Annotated in this window: 20 protein-coding genes and 2 tRNA genes; 5 read left to right on the forward strand and 17 right to left on the reverse strand. The window is 71.1% G+C overall.

The genetic code is table 11. The annotated features are described in order from the left end of the window. On the forward strand, positions 1-1,107 hold a 1,107-nt coding region (locus H9I49_RS21290; protein WP_223129075.1), incomplete at its 5' end, for an HNH endonuclease signature motif containing protein. 137 nt (positions 1,108-1,244) lie between these two features. Here the strand turns inward: H9I49_RS21290 and H9I49_RS21295 are convergent. Genes H9I49_RS21295 through H9I49_RS21305 form a run of 3 tightly spaced genes read right to left on the reverse strand, consistent with a single transcriptional unit; the run spans position 1,245 to position 4,306 of the window. Next, positions 1,245-1,946, reverse strand: coding sequence for an HAD-IB family hydrolase (locus tag H9I49_RS21295; RefSeq protein WP_188032420.1), 702 nt, complete (start codon positions 1,944-1,946; stop codon positions 1,245-1,247). Next, positions 1,936-3,213, reverse strand: a complete 1,278-nt coding sequence (locus H9I49_RS21300; protein WP_188032421.1) for an acyl-CoA desaturase — start codon at positions 3,211-3,213, stop codon at positions 1,936-1,938. The genes H9I49_RS21295 and H9I49_RS21300 overlap by 11 nt, the downstream gene beginning before the upstream one ends. Before the next feature lie 13 nt (positions 3,214-3,226). Further along, a complete protein-coding gene (locus H9I49_RS21305) occupies positions 3,227-4,306 on the reverse strand; it encodes a ferredoxin reductase (RefSeq protein WP_188032422.1) in 1,080 nt (359 codons plus the stop codon). A gap of 100 nt (positions 4,307-4,406) precedes the next feature. Here H9I49_RS21305 and H9I49_RS21310 point away from each other — a divergent pair, with 100 nt between their 5' ends. Then, a complete protein-coding gene (locus H9I49_RS21310) occupies positions 4,407-5,597 on the forward strand; it encodes a PucR family transcriptional regulator (protein ID WP_188032423.1) in 1,191 nt (396 codons plus the stop codon). 32 nt (positions 5,598-5,629) lie between these two features. On the opposite strand, the gene H9I49_RS21315 is transcribed toward H9I49_RS21310, so the two are convergent. The 11 genes from H9I49_RS21315 to H9I49_RS21365 all read right to left on the reverse strand — a co-directional run bounded on the left by H9I49_RS21315 (position 5,630) and on the right by H9I49_RS21365 (position 12,828). Beyond that, positions 5,630-6,586 (reverse strand): D-2-hydroxyacid dehydrogenase family protein, encoded by a 957-nt coding sequence (locus H9I49_RS21315; protein ID WP_188032424.1) that lies wholly within the window; start codon positions 6,584-6,586, stop codon positions 5,630-5,632. 73 nt (positions 6,587-6,659) lie between these two features. Then, positions 6,660-6,733: transfer RNA gene (locus H9I49_RS21320), tRNA-Asp, on the reverse strand. Positions 6,734-6,765: 32 nt separating this feature from the next. Continuing rightward, a tRNA-Glu gene (locus H9I49_RS21325) sits at positions 6,766-6,838 on the reverse strand. Positions 6,839-6,917: 79 nt separating this feature from the next. After that, positions 6,918-7,964: a PHP domain-containing protein gene (locus H9I49_RS21330; protein WP_188032425.1), complete on the reverse strand. Its 1,047-nt coding sequence runs from the start codon at positions 7,962-7,964 to the stop codon at positions 6,918-6,920. Positions 7,965-8,003: 39 nt separating this feature from the next. After that, positions 8,004-8,867 carry a hypothetical protein gene (locus H9I49_RS21335; RefSeq protein WP_188032426.1) on the reverse strand — a complete coding sequence of 288 codons (864 nt, stop codon included), beginning with the start codon at positions 8,865-8,867 and terminating at the stop codon, positions 8,004-8,006. Further along, on the reverse strand, positions 8,864-9,367 hold the full coding sequence (locus H9I49_RS21340; protein WP_188032427.1) for a SigE family RNA polymerase sigma factor: 504 nt from the start codon (positions 9,365-9,367) through the stop codon (positions 8,864-8,866). The genes H9I49_RS21335 and H9I49_RS21340 overlap by 4 nt, the downstream gene beginning before the upstream one ends. Positions 9,368-9,469: 102 nt before the next feature. Beyond that, positions 9,470-10,027: an NUDIX hydrolase gene (locus tag H9I49_RS21345; RefSeq protein WP_188032428.1), complete on the reverse strand. Its 558-nt coding sequence runs from the start codon at positions 10,025-10,027 to the stop codon at positions 9,470-9,472. Positions 10,028-10,081: 54 nt separating this feature from the next. Beyond that, the gene (locus H9I49_RS21350; protein ID WP_188032429.1) at positions 10,082-10,690 is read right to left on the reverse strand and encodes a methylated-DNA--[protein]-cysteine S-methyltransferase; all 609 of its coding nucleotides are present in this window, start codon (positions 10,688-10,690) and stop codon (positions 10,082-10,084) included. Then, complete coding sequence (locus tag H9I49_RS21355) at positions 10,683-11,183, reverse strand: RNA polymerase sigma factor (protein ID WP_188032430.1); 501 nt, start codon at positions 11,181-11,183, stop codon at positions 10,683-10,685. The genes H9I49_RS21350 and H9I49_RS21355 overlap by 8 nt, the downstream gene beginning before the upstream one ends. A gap of 167 nt (positions 11,184-11,350) precedes the next feature. Further along, the gene (locus H9I49_RS21360; RefSeq protein WP_188032431.1) at positions 11,351-11,863 is read right to left on the reverse strand and encodes a methylated-DNA--[protein]-cysteine S-methyltransferase; all 513 of its coding nucleotides are present in this window, start codon (positions 11,861-11,863) and stop codon (positions 11,351-11,353) included. Then, complete coding sequence (locus tag H9I49_RS21365; RefSeq protein ID WP_188032432.1) at positions 11,860-12,828, reverse strand: cation diffusion facilitator family transporter; 969 nt, start codon at positions 12,826-12,828, stop codon at positions 11,860-11,862. Before H9I49_RS21365 ends, H9I49_RS21360 begins: the two co-directional genes overlap by 4 nt. Positions 12,829-13,007: 179 nt before the next feature. Between H9I49_RS21365 and H9I49_RS21370 the strand changes: the two genes are divergently transcribed. After that, positions 13,008-13,202, forward strand: coding sequence for a CsbD family protein (locus tag H9I49_RS21370; protein ID WP_188032433.1), 195 nt, complete (start codon positions 13,008-13,010; stop codon positions 13,200-13,202). A gap of 134 nt (positions 13,203-13,336) precedes the next feature. Then, positions 13,337-15,760, forward strand: coding sequence for a phosphoketolase (locus H9I49_RS21375; RefSeq protein ID WP_370587689.1), 2,424 nt, complete (start codon positions 13,337-13,339; stop codon positions 15,758-15,760). Between the two features lie 3 nt (positions 15,761-15,763). Here the strand turns inward: H9I49_RS21375 and H9I49_RS21380 are convergent, their stop codons facing one another. Genes H9I49_RS21380 through H9I49_RS24120 form a run of 3 tightly spaced genes read right to left on the reverse strand, consistent with a single transcriptional unit; the run spans position 15,764 to position 18,892 of the window. Beyond that, entirely contained in the window at positions 15,764-16,552 is a 789-nt protein-coding gene (locus H9I49_RS21380) for a DeoR/GlpR family DNA-binding transcription regulator (protein ID WP_188032434.1), read from the reverse strand. Between the two features lie 10 nt (positions 16,553-16,562). After that, complete coding sequence (pdxA, locus tag H9I49_RS24115; protein WP_255524183.1) at positions 16,563-17,570, reverse strand: 4-hydroxythreonine-4-phosphate dehydrogenase PdxA; 1,008 nt, start codon at positions 17,568-17,570, stop codon at positions 16,563-16,565. Continuing rightward, entirely contained in the window at positions 17,567-18,892 is a 1,326-nt protein-coding gene (locus H9I49_RS24120) for a four-carbon acid sugar kinase family protein (protein ID WP_255524184.1), read from the reverse strand. Before H9I49_RS24120 ends, pdxA begins: the two co-directional genes overlap by 4 nt. Positions 18,893-19,139: 247 nt before the next feature. Between H9I49_RS24120 and H9I49_RS21390 the strand changes: the two genes are divergently transcribed. After that, a complete protein-coding gene (locus H9I49_RS21390; protein WP_188032435.1) occupies positions 19,140-20,768 on the forward strand; it encodes an ABC transporter substrate-binding protein in 1,629 nt (542 codons plus the stop codon). Positions 20,769-20,779: the final 11 nt, after the last annotated feature.

Raw genomic sequence — 20,779 nt, forward strand, 5'->3', positions numbered from 1 at the left:
GAGACGCGGCTGCTGGACGAGGCGGTGCTGCCGGGGCTGGAGGCGGCGGTGCTGGCGCCGGCGCCGGATGGGTCGGTGGCTTCGCAGCGGTTGTTCGCGACGCGGCTGCGGCGGTGTGTGCGGTCGGCGGACGCGCGAGGTCTGGACGAGCGGCGGCGTTCCGCGGCGCGTCGGCGTACGGCGTATGGCCGGCTCGTCGAGGACGGGATGGGCACGTTTACCGTCGTCGCGTCGGCGGAGCGGGTGGTCGGGGTGCTGGACCGGGCGGATGCGTTGGCGCGGGCCGCCCGGGCGGCGGGGGACGGGCGCTCGTTGGAGCAGCTGCGTAGTGATGTGTTGTGCGACCTGGCCCTGTACGGCACCGTCCCGCCCGACACGCTCCCGGCGGAGGGCGACTCACGACCTGGTGCGTCACCGCCGGGCACTGTGACCGCCGGCCCCGGGACGTCCGGTGTGCCGCCGGTGTATGCGCGGCTGCTGGGGCAGGCGCCGGCGGCGGTGGTTCGGATCGTGGTGCCGTTCGAGGTCGCGGCCGGGGTGTCCGACGCCGCGTGTGAGATCCCGGGCCACGGCTGGGTCACGGCGGGGCACGCGCGGTGGATCATGACCGCGGCCGGGTCGGTGTGGCAGCGGCTCGCGGTCGAGGTCGACTCCGGCCGGGCGTTGGAGCTCTCGACCGACTGTTATCGGCCGACGGCGGCGATGGTCGCGCAGGTGCGCGCGGTGGACGGGGTGTGTCGGGCGCCGGGGTGTCAGGTGCCGGCGGAGCGGTGCGACCTGGACCACGTGGTGCCGTGGCCGCGGGGTGAGACGCGTGTCTCGAACTTCGAGTCGCTGAGCCGGGTGTGCCACAACGGCAAGACCGCGGGGGCGTGGACGGTCGAGCGGGTCGAGGTTGAGGGGCTGCGGTGGACCAGCCTCGCCGGCCGGGAGTACGTCACCTACCCGAGGGACTGGCGCGAAGCGCTACGCGATCCCGGCTCCAGCCCGCGACACACGACACCCCGAGGAACACCTGACGACTCGCCCGGCGACCCGCCGGACCATGGGGCAGCGCGCGACGGCACGACTCGGGGCGAGCCCTCGGAGGATCCGCCACCCTTCTGACGAAGCAGGGGTCTTGCGCGGAGCAGCTGCGCATCCCTAGCATCAGGCCGCCGCGGCTCACGCGCGCATGAGCAACAGGGGAGTCCACATGCGCGCGAGTCGGTGGACGTTGTGACCGCGCCACCCGGCATACGGGGTCAGTGGCGCTTGCGGCCGATCTCGACGATGCGCCAACCGCGCTCGCGGGCCAGCTCGCGCAGCTCCCGGTCCGGGTTGACGGCCACAGCCGTGCCGACCCGCTCCATCATGGGCAGGTCGCTGATCGAGTCGCTGTAGGCGGTGCTGCGCGCGAGGTCGTAGCCGCGCTCGGCGGCGAGCTTCTCGATCTCGATCACCTTGCCTGCGCCGTAACAGAACTCGCCCGCGAGATGACCGGTGTAGCAGCCCTGCTCGTCCAGCTCGCTTCGGGTGGCGACGGCACCCTCGAGCCCGAGCGCCGCCGCGATGCGGCTCACGAGCTCGATGGGGGAGGCCGACACGACGATCCGGTCCTGACCCAGCGCCCGCGCGTCGGACAGCAGCGTCATCGACGCGGGGATCGCCTTGCGCACGATGCCGGGCACGATCGCGTCGGTGAGGTGGATGATGTCGGACTGCCTGATGCCGGCGACGGCCCTGAGGATGCGTTCGCGCAGTGCCTCGGAGCCCTCGTCGGTGGATCCCTTGCGGTGGAAGGAGATCGCGTTGACGGTGTCCTTGACGAGGTCACGCCACGGCACGTGACCGCCACGGAACGCGGCGATCGCGAGCGGGTAGTTGGCGGATCCCCGGATGAGCGTGCGGTCGAGGTCGAAGAACGCGGCCGTCGGCGCGGGTCGTGCCTCCGCCTCAGCCGACACTGGCCACCATCGGCAGGGCGGAGCGCCGCGGCGGGACCGGGGCATTGACGGCGTGGGCGGCGTTCTTCGGCAGCGGGCGCGGACGGTTCGGCAGGGCGAGGCGGAACACCTTGGCCCACGCCTGGTAGACCTGCTTGGGCATCGGGCCGGTCGTGTACGGCAGGCCGTAGCGCTGGCAGATCTCGCGCATCTCGACCGCGACCTCGGCATAGCGGTTGCTCGGCAGGTCAGGGAAGCAGTGGTGCTCGATCTGGTGGCTCAGGTTGCCGGTCATGATGTGCATGAGCTTGCTGCCGGAGATGTTGGCCGAGCCGAGCATCTGGCGGATGTACCAGTCGCCACGGGTCTCACCCTCGATCTCCTCCTCGGTGAACGTGTCGACACCGTCGGGGAAGTGGCCGCAGAAGATGACCGAGTGGGCCCAGACGTTGCGGATCGCGTTGGCGGTGAAGGTGCCGATGAGCGCCTGCTTGCCCGAGCCGAACGGCATGGCGGCGAGCGGCGTCGCGGCGTAGTCCTTGGTGAACTGGCGTACGACCTTGCGGCCGACGGCCTTGAGGTCACGCTTGAGGTCGTCCTTGGACTTCTCGCCGTCCTTGACCGCCTCGAGCTCGAGGTCGTAGATGGCGATGCCCCACTCGAAGAACGGCGCGAGGATCAGGTTGATGGCGGGGTTGAGGATGTTGAAGGGTCGCCACGGCTGGTCCTCGGCCATGCGCAGCGTCGAGTAGCCCACGTCCTTGTCCTTGCCCAGCACGTTGGTCCACGTGTGGTGCAGGTCGTTGTGGGTGTGCTTCCACGCGGCCGCGGGCGTGACGAAGTCCCACTCCCACGTCGTCGAGTGGATGTCGGGGTCGCGCATCCAGTCCCACTGGCCGTGCAGGACGTTGTGGCCGATCTCCATGTTCTCGAGGATCTTCGCGACCGAGAGCATCGCCGTGCCGGCGACGAAGGCGGACTTCTTCTTCGAAAGGAGCAGGGTCGCGCGGCCGACCACCTCGAGGGTGCGCTGGATGCGGATGACGCGTCGGATGTAGGCCGCGTCCTTGGCCCCGCGCGTCGAGATGATGCGGTCGCGCAGGGCATCGAGCTCCCGGCCGAGGCGCTCCACGTCGGCGTCGGTCAGGTGCGCGGCCGCGCTCGGGCGGTGGGCGGGTCCGCCCGTCGCCGCGAGGATCGGCTTCTTGGGCCGGATCGTCGTGGCGGCGCCGTCGACGGTGCCGACGCGGGTGGGCGTCGTCGTGGGTCGGTTCGTGGTGGCGGTCATGGTGGTTCCCTTCTCAGATGTCCAGGTGGACGGGTCCGGCGGCCGCGTTGACGCAGGTCTGGATGAGCTCACCCTCGTCGCCGTGCACCTCACCGGTGCGCAGGTCGCGGACCTTGCCGGCCACGAGGGGTGTGAGGCAGCTGCGGCAGATGCCCATGCGGCATCCACTCGGCATGACGACCCCGCAGTCCTCGCCGGCGTCGAGGAGGGGCACGTCGCCACCGACCTCGACCTCCTTGTCGCTCTTCTCGAACGTCACGAGGCCGCCTTCGCCGCCGACGCCGTCGAGCAGCACAGGGGCGAAGCGTTCGATGGTCAGGGCGGGCGCGTCGCCGACGGCGCCGTCCGCGCCCTCGCGCTGCCACAGCTCGGTGGCGGCGTCGAGGAAGTCAGTGGGACCGCAGGCGTATGCCGCCCGCTCGCGCCAGTCGGGACACAGGGTCTCGAGGTCGGCGACGCCGGAGAGGTCGAGGCGTCGGCCGCCTTCCTCGCGGGTGAACCAGTGGCGGACCTGCAGGCCCGGGAACTGGTCGGCGAGCTCGAGCAGCTCGTCGTGGAAGAGGGCGTCACCGCGGGTTCGCGCGGAGTGGATGAGCACGACGTCGGCATCGGGACGACGGGGGACGAGCGTGCGGATCATCGACATGACCGGCGTCAGTCCGCTGCCGGCCGTCAGCATGAGGAGAGGACGGGGGTGCTCGGGGAGCACGAAGTCGCCCTGCGGGGTGTCGAGGAAGAGGACGTCGCCCACCTTGGTGTCGCGGGCGAGCGCCGTCGACACGAAGCCGATGGCGGTGACGGTGACGGCGGGGTCGTGGCCCACCGCGGCCGACAGCGAGTAGCTGCGCCACTGGCGCACGCCGTCGATCTCGACGCCGATGCGGGCCCACTGCCCGGCCGCGTGCTGGTTCCAGCCGCGTCCGGGGCGGAAATGGATCGTCGTCGAGTCGGGCGTCTCGCGGACGACCTTCGTGACGACGCCGCGCAGCTGTCGCGAGGACACGAGCGGGTTGACCAGACCGAGGAAGTCCTCGGGCGTGCGCGGGGTCGTCAGGATCGACGCCACACGCCGTAGAGCTCTGATCTGGACCATACCTTCTATGTTCCCCGCTGGAGGGCGTTTGTATCTTGGGGCAGCGCGTACTCTTTGGAGCAAGAAACTATCGCGTCACGACAAAACTGAGGAGGTCGAAGTGGTGCACACCACGTCCGACCCGCCGTGGTTGTCTCTACCCGCCGAAGTGACGACCGTGCTACGGCCCGTCGTCGGCGACATCGTCGAGGCGATCGTCGAGGGTATCCCTCGGGACGTGCCGGTCTATGCGATGCCCATGGAGGGCCGTTTCGGGCAGGGCGTCAGGCGCGGAGTGAGCATCGCGCTCAACCGGTTCCTCGACCTGCCGGGGACTCGTCTTCCCGCGCTGTCCGAGGACGGCAAATGGGTCTACGAGAACCTCGGACGTGGCGAGGTGCGCTCCGGGCGCAGCCTCGAGTCGCTGCTCGCCGCGTACCGCTACGGCGCGCGCGTCACCTTCCGGGCCATCTCGCGCACCATCGACGTCTCGCAGCTGCCGCCCGACGCGCTCCTCGCGCTCGGCGAGTCGCTCTTCGCGTACATCGACGAGCTGTCGGCGGCGAGCGCGCAGGGCTACGCCCAGGAGCAGTCCGAGCGGGCGGGGGAGCAGCTTCGCCTGCGCGGCGAGCTGCTCGAGATGATCCTGCGCGGCGACTCGAGCGACGGTGGCGTCGCTCGGCTCGCGGCCGCGGTCGGATGGACCCTGCCCGAGGTCGTCGTCGTGGCCCTCGTGCCGTTCCCGCACGTCGACGGTCTGCGCGGCGCCCTCGGTCCCGACGGGCTCGTGGCCGAGCGCGGGACCGACGTCGTCGTCGTCTTCCCGTTCGTGAACCGCAAGCCGCGGCGGCGCGACCTCGAGCGCGCGCTGCGGGGCCGCCGCGCCATCGTCGGACCGCCACGCTCGTGGCAGCAGGCGAGCGAGTCTCTCCACCTCGCGACGTCGGCCGGCGCGCACGGCGTCGGGCCGGGCCCCGATGAGCCGCACGTCAACGCGAAGCCCGTGTGGGTCGAGGAGCACCTCGCCGAGCTCGTCGTGCACGCCGAGCCGCTCGCCACCGACGACCTCGCCCGCACCCGGCTCGCGCCCCTGGAGGGGCTGCGTCCGGCCGTGCGGGAGCGGCTCACCGAGACCCTCTTCTCGTGGCTGCGTCACCAAGGCCAACGGGCACCGATCGCCGAAGAGCTCTTCGTGCACCAGCAGACGGTCGGCTACCGAGTCGCGCAGCTCAAAGACCTCTTCGGCGACGCCCTCGACGACCCCGAGGTGCGGTTCGAGCTGGAGCTCGTGCTGCGCGCCGGCCGCCGCTGACCGTCTGCCGTCCGGACGGCATACGCCCTCGGTCAGAGGGTGCGGACCGGAGAGCCGTCGAGGTATGCCGTCACGTCCTCGACGACGCCCGTGAAGAACGTCGCGTAGGCGTCCTGCGTGACGTAGCCGAGGTGCGGCGTCAGCAGCGTGCGGGGCGCGCGGCGCAGGGGGTGGCGGGCCGGCAGCGGCTCCTCGTCGAAGACGTCGAGCCCGACGCCGTCCAGGTGGCCGCTGTCGAGAGCGGCGAGGAGGGCCCGCTCTTCGACGATCGGCCCACGAGAGGTGTTGACGAGCAGCGCATCGGGGCGCATCAGGCCGAGCTCGCGCTCACCGATGAGGCCGCGCGTCCCCTCTGCGAGGACGAGGTGGATCGAGACGACGTCGGAGGTCGAGAGGACCTCGTCGAGGGAGGCGGCGCGAGCGCCCGCATCGGCGGCTCGCTCAGACGTCAGGCTCCGGCTCCACGCGACGACGTCCATGCCGAACGCGCGTCCGACGGCGGCGACCTGGGTGCCGATGCGCCCGAGCCCGACCAGGCCGAGCGTGTGCCCCGCGAGGTCGCGCCCGACCGTGGTCTGCCACCCGCCGTCGCGTACCGCCGTCGTCTCCGTGACGAGGTGACGTGCCAGCCCGAGCACGAGCGCCCAGGTCAGCTCGGCCGGGGCGCTCGACAGGCTGTCGGTGCCGCAGACCGTGATGCCGGCCTCGGCGGCGGCGCCGGTGTCGATGCTCGGGTTGCGCCGGCCTGTCGTGACCACGAGCCGCAGCCGGGGCAGGCGGGTCAGGACCTCGCGGGGCAGCGGCGTGCGCTCGCGCATCACGACGACGGCGTCGTAGGGCTCGAGTCGGTCGACGAGCGCCGCCGGCTCGCTCACGTGGTCACGGAACACGTCGACCGTGCTCGGGGAGGTCGAGTGGTCGGTCACCGGCGACCAGTCGGCGCTGGTCAGGGCCACGCCCTGGTAGTCGTCGAGCACCGCGATCCGCACGGGACCACCCTAGGAGAGCGCGGTGAACGCGAGAAGCGCCGCTCTCAGCTGAGAGCGGCGCTTCTGTGTGAAGCGACCCCGACCGGGCTCGAACCGGCGACCTCCGCCGTGACAGGGCGGCGCGCTAACCAACTGCGCTACGGGGCCTTACTGGGTGGTGCGTGTGGAACTGTACTGCGTATCCCCAACGGGATTCGAACCCGTGCTGCCGCCGTGAAAGGGCGGAGTCCTAGGCCGCTAGACGATGGGGACCTGCCCGACCTATCCGTTGGGACGTCGAAACTATAGGGGAGTTTCCGGCACCGGCCAAATCGGCTCGGACCCCTCCGGATCAGCCCTTCGCCCACGCCCGCACGTCATCGACCGGCCACGTCGTGACGATGCGTTCGGCGGGGATGCCCAGGTGCTCCGCGCGCTCGCAACCGTAGGACTTCATGTCGAGCTGGCCGGGCGCATGGGCGTCGGAGTCGATGGTGAAGAGGCACCCGAGGTCGCGCGCCAGCTCGATGAGCTCGTCGGGCGGGTCACGCCGCTCGGGCCGCGAGTTGATCTCGACGGCGACGTCCTGCTCGAGGCAGGCCTTGAAGACCTTCTCGGCGTCGAACTGCGAGGGGGGTCGCTTGCCGCGGCCGCCGGTGACGAGCTGGCCCGTGCAGTGTGCGAGCACGTTGGTGCGCGGGTTGCGTACGGCGGCGACCATGCGCGGCGTCATCTCGAACGACGGCTGGCGCAGCTTCGAGTGGATGGACGCGGTGACGACGTCCAGCTGGTCGAGCATGTCGTCGTCCTGGTCGAGGGTGCCGTCCAGGTGGATGTCGACCTCGATGCCCTTGAGCAGCGTGAACGCGTCGCCCAGGCTCGCGTTGATCGCGTCGACCCGCTTCAGCTGGTCGGCGAGGCGCTCGCGGGAGAGGCCGTTGGCCACCGTGAGGCGTGGGGAGTGGTCGGTCAGGGCCATCCACTCCTGGCCGAGCTGGACGGCGGCGAGGACCATCTCCTCGATGGGGCTGCCGCCGTCGCTCCAGTTGGAGTGAGTGTGCAGGTCACCGCGCAGGGCGGCGTACAGCTCCGCTCCCTCCCACGTCAGGGGCTCGCCCTGCTTCTCCTCGAGCGACAGCAGGTACGCGGGGATCACGCCACGGACCGCCTGCGCGATGATCGCGGCGCTGGAGTCGCCGATTCCCTTGATCTGCTTGAGGGTTCCGTTGTCGACGCGCTCCTTCAGCTCGGCGTCGGAGATCAGGGTGATGGCCTCGATCGTTCGCCGGAAGGCGTCGATGCGGTAGCTGCTCTCGCGGCCCCGCTCCAGGAGGAAGCAGATGCGACGCAGGGCGTCGATCGGGCTGATCGGCGCCTGCGGGGGGCTCGGCTGCTGCATGCCGGCCAGCCTAACCGCGGGCGCCGACCCGAGCCGGGCTCACTGGTGGAGCGTCGGCAGGGTCGTCCCGTCGGGCAGCTTGCCGGGCGCGCCGGCGATCGCCGGCACGACGCGTACGACGTCGCCGTACTGCTGCGCGATGAGGCCGGCTGAGCTGCCCTCGTCGGCCATGACGACGACCTGGTCGCTGCGGCCGTCGAGGGTGACCCCGAGGATGTTGACTCCCTTGGAGCGCCACAGCAGCGCCTCGTCGCGGATCTGCTGAGCGACGCGCTGCTTCTCCGCGTAGGAGTGTGTGACGACGACGAACTCCACGTCGCCCGGCGCAGGCATCGCCCCGGTGACGAGCGCCTCGAGCTCGGGGTCGTGGCGGGTGACGGCTACCGCGACGCGGGTGCCCGCGGTATCGACTGCGTACGCCCCGGAGAAGACGTCGGGCCAGCGAGACTCGAGGGTGGGCTCGACCGTGGCGAACGCGGTGGTCTGGGGCGTGGCCGGCCCCTCGAACCACTGCGACGACTCACGGGCCGACGGGACGAGGCCCGGGTCGCTCGGCCGCTGGGTCCTGCTGAGCTCCACCGGGCCGGCGGCGCCGTTGTCGGACCCGGAGTCCTTCTGGGCCTCGGCGGCCGAGCCGGCTGACATGCTGCTCGGCGTCAGCCCCCGGTCGGCCGCGAACCACGTACCGCCCACTGCGCCGACGACGACGAAGGCGGCCGCGGCACCCAGCACCGCGGAGCGGCGGCGGGACGTGCGGGCGCGTCCGCGCAGGAGCGCGCGCTGGACGAAGAGGTCGTCGCGAGGTGGTTCGAGGTCGTTCATGGTGGCCAGCGCCTTTCGCAGCTGCAGCTCGCCCTCCTCGGGGGCGTTCGCCTCTGGCCCGCGCGTCGTGTCGTCGCTCATGAGACGGCTCCTGCCCCGGTCAGTGGTGGCTCGGCGAGCCGCTCGCGCAGGGCCGCGAGCCCGCGCGAGATCTGGCTCTTGATCGTGCCCTCGGCGACGCCGGTGCACTCGGCGATCTGGGGCACGGTGAGGTCCTCCCAGAAGCGGAGGACGAGGACGGCGCGCTGCTTCTCCGGCAGGTCACGCAGCAGGTCGCTCAGGGTCATCGCGAGCTCGCGGTCGTGGTCGGTCGTCACCGGCTCGGGTGCCTCGTCGGTGAGCACCTCGCGCCGCCGTTTGCGCTGGTCGTTGAGGTAGAGGTTCATCATCGTGCGTCTCGTGTAGGCGGTCTCGGCCCCCGTCGCGATGCGCGGCCACGCGACGTAGACCCGGGCCAGCGCCTCCTGGACGAGCTCGTCGCCGTCGGCCCAGTTGCCGCAGAGCAGGTAGGCGCGCCGGCGCAGCATGGTCTGCCGCTCCTCCACGAAGGCTCGGAACGCCGCCTCGTCCCTGCGTCTCATGTGCTCCCGCCGGTCTCGCTCGTCAGGGTCGTCACTGTTTCGTACACCTGCTTGGACACCCGGGCACGCCGAACCGTTGCACGGGCGTCCCTCAGGCTGCGCTCAGGCCACCCGGCCCAGGGCCACGAGCGCGAGCATGAGCGCGGCGATCGTCTCGCCGTCGGTGAGCGCGCCGTCGCGCACGAGGTCGAGCACCGCCGCGACGGGTATGCGGTGGACGCCGGCGATGCCCTCCTCGGCGCGGACGCTCTCGCCGGTGTCGCCGTGAAACCCGGGCGCTGGTTGCAGGCCCGTGGCGAGATAGACGACCTCGGGCGCGCGGCACACCCCGTTGAGGGCGTTCACGGCGCCGACCTGCTGCCACTCGCGGGCCGCGAGCCCGGTCTCCTCGGCGAGCTCGCGCTGCGCGGCGACGAGTGGGTCCTCGCCGTCCGTGCCTCCGGCCGGGACCTCGAGGGACCTGCCGACGGTGTGGCGGTCGATCGTCACGAGGACGACCTCGTCGGCGTCGGTCAGGGCGACGACGAAGACGGCTGGGCGCTGCAGCTCGACGACGCCGAAGATCCCGTCGCTGCCGTCGGGCCGCACGACGGCGTCCTCCCGGACCCGGATCCACGCGTTCTCGTAGACGACCCGCGTCTCGCGCACCGGCCAGCTCACGGGCGGTCTCGCTCTCGCATGTCCCGATCCTCCCAGTCGAGCGGCCACGTCCGGTCAGGCGGCGCGCTCCAGCTCGAGCAGTCGCTCCTTGGCCGGGAGCCCGCCGAGATAGCCGCCCAGGGTGCCGTCGGAGCGTACGACCCGGTGGCACGGCACGAGGATCGGCAGCGGGTTCGTCGCGCACGCGGAACCGACAGCGCGGACGGCCCTCGGGCTCCCTGCCGCGACGGCCACCTGGCCGTAGCTCTCGGTCGAGCCGTACGGGATCTCGCCCAGGTGCCGCAGCACCGCGAGCCGGAAGCCGTGGGCGAGCCGCAGGTCGAGCCGCACGTCGAAGTCGTGACGTCGCCCGCCGAAGTAGGCCTCGAGCTCGCGGGCCGCGTCGTCGAGCCGGTCGCCGCCGCGCAGGATCCGGGAGCCGATGCTCGCGCCGAGCGCGTCGAGCACCCGGTCGTGGTCCTCGACCTCGTAGGCGACCCGGACGACGCCGGAGTCGGTGGCGGCGAGCAGCAGACGACCGACCGGGGAGTCGACGATGCGGTACGTCGCGTCGACCACCGTCTCGGAGGTGGCCCTCCGGACAAGTGCCGCGTGCAGGGCCACGAGGCGTTCGTCGTCCGCGTCGGCGGACTGGGTCAGGAGCTGGATCGTCTTGTCAGACATGGGTGCTCACCCTTCCGTGGGGTGCGTAGGTGGATCGGAGCCGGGCGATGCCATCGGCAGCTGCACGGCGCGCCGCCAGAGGCGTGCCGCCGACGATGCGCGCGACCTCCGCGTGTGGAAGCCCCGCCACGTGGTGGTAGGCCACGCACTGGCGTTGCTTGTGAGGCAGGGCAGCGAGAGCCGACCAGAGGTCATCGTCGGGGAGGGCCTCCTCCGGGTGGTCGCCGCGTGGGGCCCTGGTGTCCGGCACCGTCGCGACCGGAACGGCGTGACGGGTGCCCGCGCGGGCGACGTCGAGCGCCTTGCGGTGCGCGATGGTGACGAGCCAGGCCCGGACGTTCGCGTCGTCGGGCAGGTCGGGCCATGCGCGCAGGGCCGAGAGGAAGGTCTCGGACCACGCATCGTCGGCGTCGACGGGGCCGAGCACGGCGCGGCAGACGCGAAGCACCACGGCGCCGTGCTCGGTGACGGCCTGCTCGAACGGTCGCTTCATGCCCTGTAGACGCTCCGGCCTGCGGAAGTGTGAGGTCACCCAGTGTGACGGATCGGCCGCTGCGGCTCCTCGACGGCACGACGGCACGACGGCTCTCGCGCGTCAGCTCGGTGGGTCAGCTCGGTGGGTCAGCTCGGTGGGTCAGCTCGGTGGGTCAGCTCGGTGGGTCAGAAGAGGCGGCCGACCTCGTCGGCGGCGGGCTCCTCCAGAGCGAGGAGGAAGCGCTTGCGGTCGAGCCCCCCGGCGTAGCCGACGAGGGAGCCGTCGGCGCCGATGACACGGTGGCACGGCACGACGACAGCGATCGGGTTGCGGCCGTTGGCCGTGCCGACGGCCTGGGCGAGGTTGCGGTCGCCGAGCGCCCGGGCCAGGTCGCCGTAGCTGCGGGTCTCGCCGTAGGGGATCTCGCGCAGCAGTGCCCAGACCCGCTGGTGGAAGTCGTCGCCGAGCGGCGCGAGCGGCAGGTCGAACTGCGTCAGAGCGCCCGTGAAGTACGCGGCGAGCTGCACCGCCGCCGCCGCGAAGGGCTCGTCGGCGGGGTCGCCCGCGTCGCCGAAGACGTCGGGGTCGGCGGGGCGGAACTTGGCGGCGTCCATGAGCAGGTGCGTGATGGCGCCGTCCTCGGCCACGACCGTGAGGTCGCCGATGGGCGAGGGCAGCACGACGTGGGAGCGGGTCACCGTTCGTCCTGACCACGTGTCGTGGACCGGTGGGCCGCCACGATGTCGTCGTGAGTCGGCACGGGGTACTCGGCCGCGTAGTCGCCGTAGGCGCGGGGGTCCTCGGCGGGCTCGAGGTGACACGTCAGCGCGATCTCGCCGAACTCGCGGTGCACGGCATCCTCGACCTCCTCGACGAGGTCGTGGCCCTGCTGGACGGTCCAGGCACCCGGGACGAGGACGTGCACCTCCGCGAACCGGTGGTGGCCGGAGAGTCGGGTGCGCAGCGCGTGGAAGTGCACCTCGCGCGTGACGAACCGGGCCAGGATCTCGGCGATCGCGCCGTTGTCCTCTTTGGACATCGAGATGTCCATGAGGCCCTCGGTGGACTCACGGATGAGCTTCCAGGCGGCCCAGACGATGTTGACGCCGACGAGGAAGGCGATGACGGGGTCGAGCCGCTCGATGCGGGTGAGGGCGACGAGCAGGACACCGGCGACGACCCCGGCCGAGGTCCACACGTCGGTCATCAGGTGCTTGCCGTCGGCGGTCAGCGTGAGCGAGCGGTGCCGTCGCCCGGCACGCAGCAGCACGAACGCGACGGCCCCGTTGACGCCAGAGGCGACGACCGAGATCGCGAGACCCGTGCCGACGTTGTCGATGGGGCGCGGGTGGATGAAGCGCTCGACGGCCGTGGCCATGATGACCACGGCGGCGACGAAGATCATCATGCCCTCGAGGGCCGCGGAGAAGTACTCGGCCTTGGTGTGGCCGAAGTGGTGGTTCTTGTCGGCCGGCATCGCCGCGACCTTGAGCGCGATCAGCACCGCGACGGCCGCGACGAGGTTGACGACCGACTCGGTCGCGTCGGAGAGCAGTCCCACCGAACCCGTGACCCGCCAGGCGATGACCTTGAGCGTGATCGTGACGACGGCAGCCGCGATCGAGAGGTACGCGAAGCGGCTGAGGTCGCGTGGCTGCTGCATGCGTCCGGATCCGTCGGAAGCTCTGGCGGGTGGTGCTGGCACCACTACAGTCTCGCAAAGGGCACTGACGCTGTGTGACCTGCGACTCGTCGCTGGACACCTGCCGTCGTACGCCGGTGCGGATCATCCGCCATCGGGTAGGGGACGGATATCCGAACGGAGCCGAAAGGAGCCCTGACGTGGGTACTGAAGACAAGGCCAAGAACCTCGGAGAGAACCTCAAGGGCAAGGCCAAGGAAGCCACCGGAAAGGTCACCGACGACGAGCGACTCGAGGCCGAGGGCGAGCGAGACCAGGCCTCGGCCGACCTCAAGCAGCGGGGTGAGCGGCTCAAGGACGCGGGCGAGGACGTCAAGGACGCCTTCAAACGCTGACTCTTCCGGAGTGGGGTGGGCCGGTCCCCGATGGGGGCCGGCCCACTGCGTGCCACCAACCGAGCCCTTGCCAGTGGATGCAGCGTCGGTGAGGCTCTGAGGACGATCTCTTCCCTCTCGAGAGGCGAGCTGCCGTGACGACGACCCCGACACCGGTGACCAGGACTCCCGTGCCCCAGACATCCGTGCCCCCGCCCACCGCCGACGAGATCGCGTCTATGGACGCCTGGTGGCGGGCCAGCAACTACCTGACGATCGGGCAGATCTACCTGCAGGACAACGCCCTCCTGCGACGCCATCTCATCGAGGACGACATCAAGCCCCGGCTCCTCGGCCACTGGGGCACGAGCCCCGGCCTCTCCTTCGTCTACGCGCACATGTCGCGGGTGATCCGGCACACGGGTCAGCAGACGATCTATCTGACCGGGCCCGGGCACGGCGGCCCCGCGCTCGTCGCCGCCGGCTATCTCGAGGGCAGCTACACCGAGACCTACCCACGAGTGACGTGCGACGAGGCCGGCGTGAAGCGGCTGTTCCGGCAGTTCTCTGCGCCTGGCGGCATCCCCAGCCACGTGTCGGTGACGACGCCCGGGTCGATCCACGAGGGCGGCGAGCTCGGCTACGTGCTCGTCCACGCATTCGGCGCGGTCATGGACAACCCCGACCTGCTCGCGCTCGCGGTCGTCGGCGACGGGGAGGCCGAGACCGGCCCTCTCGAGGGCTCGTGGAAGGGCATCTCGTTCCTCAACCCGCGCCGCGACGGTGCAGTGCTGCCGGTCCTGCACCTCAACGGTGCCAAGATCGCCGGTCCGACGGTGCTCGGCCGCAAGGACCCTGCCGAGGTGCGCAGCCTCCTCTCGGGCCACGGCTACGAGGTCCTCGAGGTCGAGGGTGACGACCTGCCCGGCATGCACGAGCGTTTCGCGGAGACGCTCGCGACGGCATACGGCCGGATCAGGCAGATCCAGGCGGACGCGCGCGCGGACGGCTGGGAGCCGGAGCGTCGGCCGCGGTGGCCGCTCATCGTCCTGCGTACGCCGAAGGGCTGGACCGGGCCCGCCGAGGTGGACGGCGTCCCGGTCACCGGCACCTGGCGTTCGCACCAGGTGCCGCTCTCGGGCGTCAAGGACAACCCGGAGCACCTCGAGCTCCTCGAGACGTGGATGCGTTCCTATCGCCCCGAGGAGCTCTTCGACGAGTCGGGTGGCCCCGTCGACCTCGTGCTGAGGGCCAACCCGGAGGGCGACCTGCGGATGAGCGCGTCCCCCCACGCGAACGGCGGCGTGCTGACGCGGGACCTCGACCTGCCCGACTTCCGCGACTTCGCCCGCGACGTGCCCGCGCCCGCGACGGTGCGTGCCGAGTCGACGCGTGCGCTCGGGGAGCTGATGCGCGAGATCTACGTGCGCAACCCCGAGACGTTCCGCCTGTTCAGTCCCGACGAGGTGGACAGCAACCGCGTGGGCGCCGTCTTCGACGTCTCGAACCGGATGACGGCCGAGCGGGTCGAGGCCGAGGACGTCAAGCTGTCTCACGACGGGCGCGTCATGGAGGTGCTCTCGGAGCACAACTGCCACGGGTGGCTCGAGGGCTACACGCTGACGGGTCGTCACGGGCTCTTCGCGACGTACGAGGCGTTCGCCATGGTCAGCGCCTCGATGACGGTGCAGCACTGCAAATGGCTCCAGGAGGCCAACCGCCTCGACTGGCGCGCCGAGGTGCCGAGCCTCAACATCCTGCTCACCTCGACGGCGTGGCGCAACGACCACAACGGCTTCTCGCACCAAGGGCCGGGCCTCATCCAGACCGTCCTCAACGCCCGGGGCGACGTGTCACGCGTCTACCTGCCGCCGGACGCGAACTGTCTTCTGTCCGTGGCCGATCACTGCCTCCGGTCGAGGAGCTACGTCAACCTGCTCGTCATCGACAAGCAGCCGCAGCCGCAGTGGCTGACGATGGACGAGGCCGTCGAGCACTGCGCGGCCGGCGCGGGCACCTGGGACTGGGCGGGCAACGACGACGGCACCCAGGACCCCGACGTCGTCCTCGCCTGTGCCGGCGACGTCGTGACGATGGAGGTCGTGGCGGCCGCGCAGATCCTGCGCGAGAAGCTGCCGCAGCTGCGGGTCCGTGTCGTCAACGTCGTCGACCTCATGACGCTCCCGCGGCCGCGGAGCCACCCGCACGGCATGGACGACAGCCGGTTCGGCGAGCTCTTCACCAACCATGTCGACGTCGTCTTCGCCTTCCACGGCTACCACGGCGCCGTCCACCAGCTCGTCCACGGGCGCCCCGAGGCCGACCGCTTCCACGTGCGCGGCTTCAGCGAGGAGGGCACGACGACCACACCCTTCGACATGGTCGTGCGCAACGGCGTCGACCGCTACCACCTCGTCATGGACGCCATCAACAACGCCGGCCGGCAGGTGCGCGGGTCGAGCGAGGTCAAGGCCTGGTGCGAGAGGCAGCTGGAGGAGCACGAGCGCTACATCGTCGAGCACCTCGAGGACATGCCCGCGGTGCGCGACTGGGTCATCACGCACCCGCTCGAGGGGTGAGGGTCAGTCGCGACGCGGCGCCACGACCACCTCGACGTCGTGGTCTCGAAAGGCTTGCAACGCAACGGGATCGGCGGAGTCGTCGGTGACGAGCGTCCAGCGGCGGGGCATGACGGCCCAGGCGTGGAACGGGGACTGGCCGAGCTTGTCGGCGTGCGCGAGGACGTACGTGTGCTCGGCCCGGCCCATCATGAGCTCCTTCAGCCGGGTCTGCTCGAGGTCGGCCTCGCAGATCCCCCGCTCCGCGTGCACGCTGTCAGCGCCCATGAAGGCGCGGTCGAAGCTGAGGCGCTGCACGGCGGCCTCGGCGAGCGGTCCGACGAAGGCCTGGCTCAGGGGCCGCAGCCGTCCGCCGAGGGCGATGACATCGATGCCGACGCTGTCGGCCAGGGTCGCCATCGCGCCGATGCCGGCGGTCACGACGGTCAGCTCGGTCAGCTCGGGGGTCTTGGTGATGGCGTCGGCGAGGGCGGCGGTGGTGGAGCCGGCGTCGAGCAGCACCGTCTCGCCCGGCTCGATCTGGGCGGCGGCCCAGTGGGCGATGTCGCGCTTGGCCGCGTGGGCCTCGCCGAGGCGCTGGCGGAGCGAGGCCTCGGGATGGTGGGCGAGACTCATGACGCCGCCGTAGGTGCGCGCGAGCTTGCCCTGCGCGGTCAGCTTGGCGAGGTCACGCCGGATCGTCGAGGCTGTCACGCCCAGCTGGTCGGACAGCTCCTCGACGCTGGCGAGGCCGCTCGTCGTCGCGAGGCGGACGATCTCGCCCCGTCGAGTCTGCGCGGTGTGCTTCGCCACGCTCGGCACCTTAGGCGTCCACGGGCCGCGGCGCCATCTCCGCCCCGAGCCGCAGCGCCTCGATCATCGAGCGGTGGTCGGCGACGCCGGTGCCGGCGATGTCGAAGGCCGTGCCGTGGTCGACGGACGTGCGGATGACCGGCAGGCCGATCGTGACGTTGACGCCGGCCTCGAGGCCGAGCACCTTGACCGGTCCGTGGCCCTGGTCGTGGTACATCGCGACGACGAGGTCGTAGTCGCCCCGGCCGGCGAGGAAGAAGAGCGTGTCGGCGGGCAGCGCGCCGTGGACGTCGATGCCGTCGGCGCGGCAGACCTCGACCGCGGGGTTGATCTTCGTCTCCTCCTCACCGTGGCCGAAGAGGCCGTTCTCGCCGGCGTGCGGGTTGATGCCGCAGACGCCGATCTTCGGGCGGGGGTTGCCGGCGTCGACGAGGGCCTGGTGCCCGCGCCTGATGGTCCGCTCGACGAGGCCAGGCTCGATGCGGGCGACGGCGTCGAGGAGGCCGATGTGGGTGGTCACGTGGATGACCTTGACCCGCTCTGTCGAGAGCATCATGGACACCTCGGGCGTGCCCGTGAGCTGGGCGAGCAGCTCGGTGTGGCCCGGGAAGACGTGACCGCCGGCGTGCAGCGCCTCCTTGTTGAGCGGAGCCGTGCAGATCGCCTGGACCTTGCCGGCCATCGCGAGCTCGCAGGCGACGCGGATGTAGTGGTATGCCGCGTCGCCGGCCACAGCGGACAGCCGGCCGAACGGCAGGTCCTCCGGCAGGAGCCCGAGGTCGATGACGTTGATCCGGCCCGCGAGCTCGAGGGCGTCGTCGACGTCGGTGACCGTCACGATGTCGACCGAGACGCCGGCGAGGTCGGCGGCCTGCTTGAGGCGCAGGGCGTCACCGACGACGACGGTGCGCGCCATCGTCGCGACGTGCGGGTCGGCCAGGGCCTTGACGATGATCTCCGGGCCGATGCCGGCGCCGTCTCCCATCGTCACGGCGATACGGGGAAGGACGGCGCTCATGGGTTCTCCTCGGTGGTGGCGCTGGGGGCGTTGGTGGTGGCGCTGGGGGCGTTGGTGGTGGCGGCGGGGTGGTTCTGTGCGGTGCGGCGGGTGCCGGTGAGCAGGTGCGTGATGACGCGGACGAGCGAGTCGGCGTCGCCGAAGCTGCCGGGGCGCGTCACGACGGTCCGGCCACCGGGTCGGCGGCTGACGACGGTGCCGGTCTCGATCTCGTCGACGATCTCGAGCGAGTGGACGCCGAGCCGGTCGAGGACCGCGCGGGCGGTCTCTCCGCCGGCGAGGAACGCCGCGTCGTAGCCCTCGAGCAGCGGCGTGACCGCGTCGACCAGGGCCCCGGTGAGGGCACGCGAGCGGCTGGGGTCGGCGGGGGCCGCAGGGTCGAGCGCGACGACGACGGTGCCGTCAGTAGGCAGACCGGACAGGCGCGCGGCCGTGCCGGAGGGGTCGGCGAGCAGCTCGTCGGGCTGGAGCAGCACGGTCTCGGACGCGAGGGACCCGACCTGCGCGATCTGCGCGGGCACGCCCGGCGCACGCGTGCCCAGGACCATGAGCATGGACCGCGCCGCGCCGACGCCGCCGGGGCGAGACTGGCGCTCGGGCGGTTCGGCAGGGGTCAGGTCGGGCAGTGCCCGCACGGCCACGGCGACGAGTGCGCCGGAGCCGACGAGCAGGCTCGGCGAACCGGAGCGGGTCGCGGCCGCGTGCACGACCTCGAGGTCGGTGTCGGTGACGGCGTCGCACACCGCCACGACGCCGGAGTCCGCTGCGGCGGCGAGGGCGTCGGCCACGGCGTCGATGCCGAGCGCGATGACGGCGTGCGGGACCAGGACCGTCGGCATGGGGTGCAGGGCCTCGGCCACCCGCGTCGGGGCGGCGTTCGGCTCGACGCCCCAGAGGTCGGAGTCGTGCAGTGGCGTACCGCCCACGTGCAGCACACCGTCGCGCACGACGCGGTCGAGGGCCGGGTTGGCGACGGCGACGACGGGCGTGCGCCGCAGCACCTGCGCGAGCGCGGCCACCTCGGCGGCGACATGCCCGCGCAGCAACGAGTCGACCTTCTTGACGACGACCGGCGTGTCGGACACCAAGGCGGCGGCCACGCGGACCGCCCGCACGGCCTCGTCCGTGGGCAGCCGGCGCGAGTCGGTGTCGACCGTGACCACCGCTGCGTCCGAGGACGTCGTGACGGCGACCGCCTCACCCGCGGCGGAGAGTCCTGCCAGGACGACCATGCTGCGCGAAACGCGCAGCAATGCATGTGAAGCACACTCGGCGGCGCCGCTCAGGTCGTCCGCGACGATGCCTAGGGTCCGTGCTGCCATGACTCCTCCTCACCGTGCTCGTGAAGCAGTAACGCCTGTGTGGCAAGGGGATTGGCGACCTTGCCGGTGGAATGAAGGGAGGGTGCTCCAGTCTGGGAGACTGGCCCGGACGGCATACGGCGAACCGTTCCTTCACAAAAAACGCTACAGGTATTGCGCGAATCGCGCAATGGTGTCAAGGTTGAGGAACCCGAGGGGCGCAGCGTGCGCCACCGACGGAGAGGCCACCGCTCAACGAGGAGTCCCGATGCCCCAGCAGCCTGCACTGCTTCCCCCGTCTGACCACCCGACGCGGGAGGTCTCGCGTCGCTCGATCCTCAAGCTCGCCTCGCTGGCCGGTGCCGGAGCCATCTTCGCTCCCGCGCTCGCCGCGTGTGCAGGGCCCAAGTCCGCCAGCAACGCGAGCACCGCCGGGGCGGGCGCCGCGGGTGGCGCCCTGAGCATCGTGCTCAACCGCAACCTGGTCAGCCTCGACAACAAGCTGAACCAGTACGACGCGGCCGTCACCGTCCAGCGCGCTGTGCGCGAGGCCCTGACGAAGATCGGCGACGACCTCAAGCCCGAGCTCGTCCTCGCAGAGTCGTTCGAGCAGAGCAAGCCCACCGAGTGGACCGTAAAGCTGCGCAGCGACATCCACTACTCCGACAAGTCGCCCGTGACGGTCGAGGACGTCGAGACCGCGCTCAAGCTCTACTTCGAGGTCAAGGCCGGCTACGTCGCGTCGCAGTTCCCCGAGCAGCCCACCTTCGCCAAGGTCGACGACAAGACCTTCACGCTCACGACCAAGAACCCCGTCGTGACGCTCGACTCGCTCATGTCGAACATCCTCATCACGCCGGCCAAGGACAACAAGGCAGAGGAGCTGAGCACCGGCCTGGGCACAGGGCCGTTCGTCATCGCGAACGCCGACACCGGCACCGGCACGTACAAGCTGACGCGCAACGACAACTACTGGGGCGAGAAGGCGAAGCTCCAGGAGGTCAACGTCTCCTACCAGGAGGAGGAGGGCGCCCGCGTCATCGCGATCACGTCCGGCCAGGCCGACGTCATCGACACGATCACCCCCGAGTCCGCGGCCGCGCTCAAGACGAACGCCGACATCGACGTCATCGAGACGCCGGGCACGCGCCTGATCCACCTCTTCTTCAACTTCCGCAAGCCGAAGGGTCACCCGCTCGCCAACCCGAAGGTGCGCGAGGCGCTCTCCTACGCGATCGACCACGACTCGCTCATCAAGGCCCTCATGAACAACCAGGTCACGTCGGCCGAGGGCGTCGTTCCCAAGACCCTCGCGGGCTTCGCGAAGACGGGCGACTACACGTACGACCCGGCGAAGGCCAAGAGCATGCTCGCCGACAACGGTGCGAGCGGCCTCAAGCTCACCTTCATCTGGGAGGACTCGGAGTTCGCGGGCGCCTCGCGCGTCCTCGAGGCCGTCTCGCAGATGCTCGCGGCCGTGGGCGTCACCGCGACGCTGAAGATGATCCCCAAGGGCGGCGAGATCAACGCGTGGCGTCGCGGCGAGGCGGGCGACTGGGACGTGCTGGCCAACGGCTACGGCAACCAGACGGGCCTGGCCCTGACGAACCTCCAGGGCCAGTACGGCGGCACGGCGGAGAAGGAGAAGACGCGTGACACCTACCACGGCTTCGTCGTCCCCGAGATCACGGCGCTGCTCGACCAGGCGGGCGCCGAGGCCGACGAGACCAAGCGCAACGACCTGCTGAAGCAGGCGCAGGAGAAGATCTGGGCTCTGTGGCCGGCCATGTGGGCCTGGACGCCCAACAACGTCCTCGCCAAGCGCAAGCGCGTCGGCGGCCTCAAGCTGCGCGCCATCAACTCCTACGACCTCGACGCCGTGACGGTCTCGGCCTGATCGACAGCGCT

The organism is Terrabacter sp. MAHUQ-38, from assembly GCF_014518425.1.
Lineage (GTDB): Bacteria > Actinomycetota > Actinomycetes > Actinomycetales > Dermatophilaceae > Terrabacter.

What these genes read in the sequence shown, in the direction of transcription:
- H9I49_RS21300 (WP_188032421.1), bottom strand. Translation starts at nt 3,213, where the DNA reads ATGACCGCCACCACGAACCGACCCACGACGACGCCCACCCGCGTCGGC.
- H9I49_RS21305 (WP_188032422.1), bottom strand. Translation starts at nt 4,306, where the DNA reads ATGGTCCAGATCAGAGCTCTACGGCGTGTGGCGTCGATCCTGACGACC.
- H9I49_RS21330 (WP_188032425.1), bottom strand. Translation starts at nt 7,964, where the DNA reads ATGCAGCAGCCGAGCCCCCCGCAGGCGCCGATCAGCCCGATCGACGCC.
- H9I49_RS21335 (WP_188032426.1), bottom strand. Translation starts at nt 8,867, where the DNA reads ATGAGCGACGACACGACGCGCGGGCCAGAGGCGAACGCCCCCGAGGAG.
- H9I49_RS21340 (WP_188032427.1), bottom strand. Translation starts at nt 9,367, where the DNA reads ATGAGACGCAGGGACGAGGCGGCGTTCCGAGCCTTCGTGGAGGAGCGG.
- H9I49_RS21350 (WP_188032429.1), bottom strand. Translation starts at nt 10,690, where the DNA reads ATGTCTGACAAGACGATCCAGCTCCTGACCCAGTCCGCCGACGCGGAC.
- H9I49_RS21355 (WP_188032430.1), bottom strand. Translation starts at nt 11,183, where the DNA reads ATGAAGCGACCGTTCGAGCAGGCCGTCACCGAGCACGGCGCCGTGGTG.
- H9I49_RS21365 (WP_188032432.1), bottom strand. Translation starts at nt 12,828, where the DNA reads ATGCAGCAGCCACGCGACCTCAGCCGCTTCGCGTACCTCTCGATCGCG.
- pdxA (WP_255524183.1), bottom strand. Translation starts at nt 17,570, where the DNA reads ATGAGCGCCGTCCTTCCCCGTATCGCCGTGACGATGGGAGACGGCGCC.
- H9I49_RS24120 (WP_255524184.1), bottom strand. Translation starts at nt 18,892, where the DNA reads ATGGCAGCACGGACCCTAGGCATCGTCGCGGACGACCTGAGCGGCGCC.
- H9I49_RS21390 (WP_188032435.1), top strand. Translation starts at nt 19,140, where the DNA reads ATGCCCCAGCAGCCTGCACTGCTTCCCCCGTCTGACCACCCGACGCGG.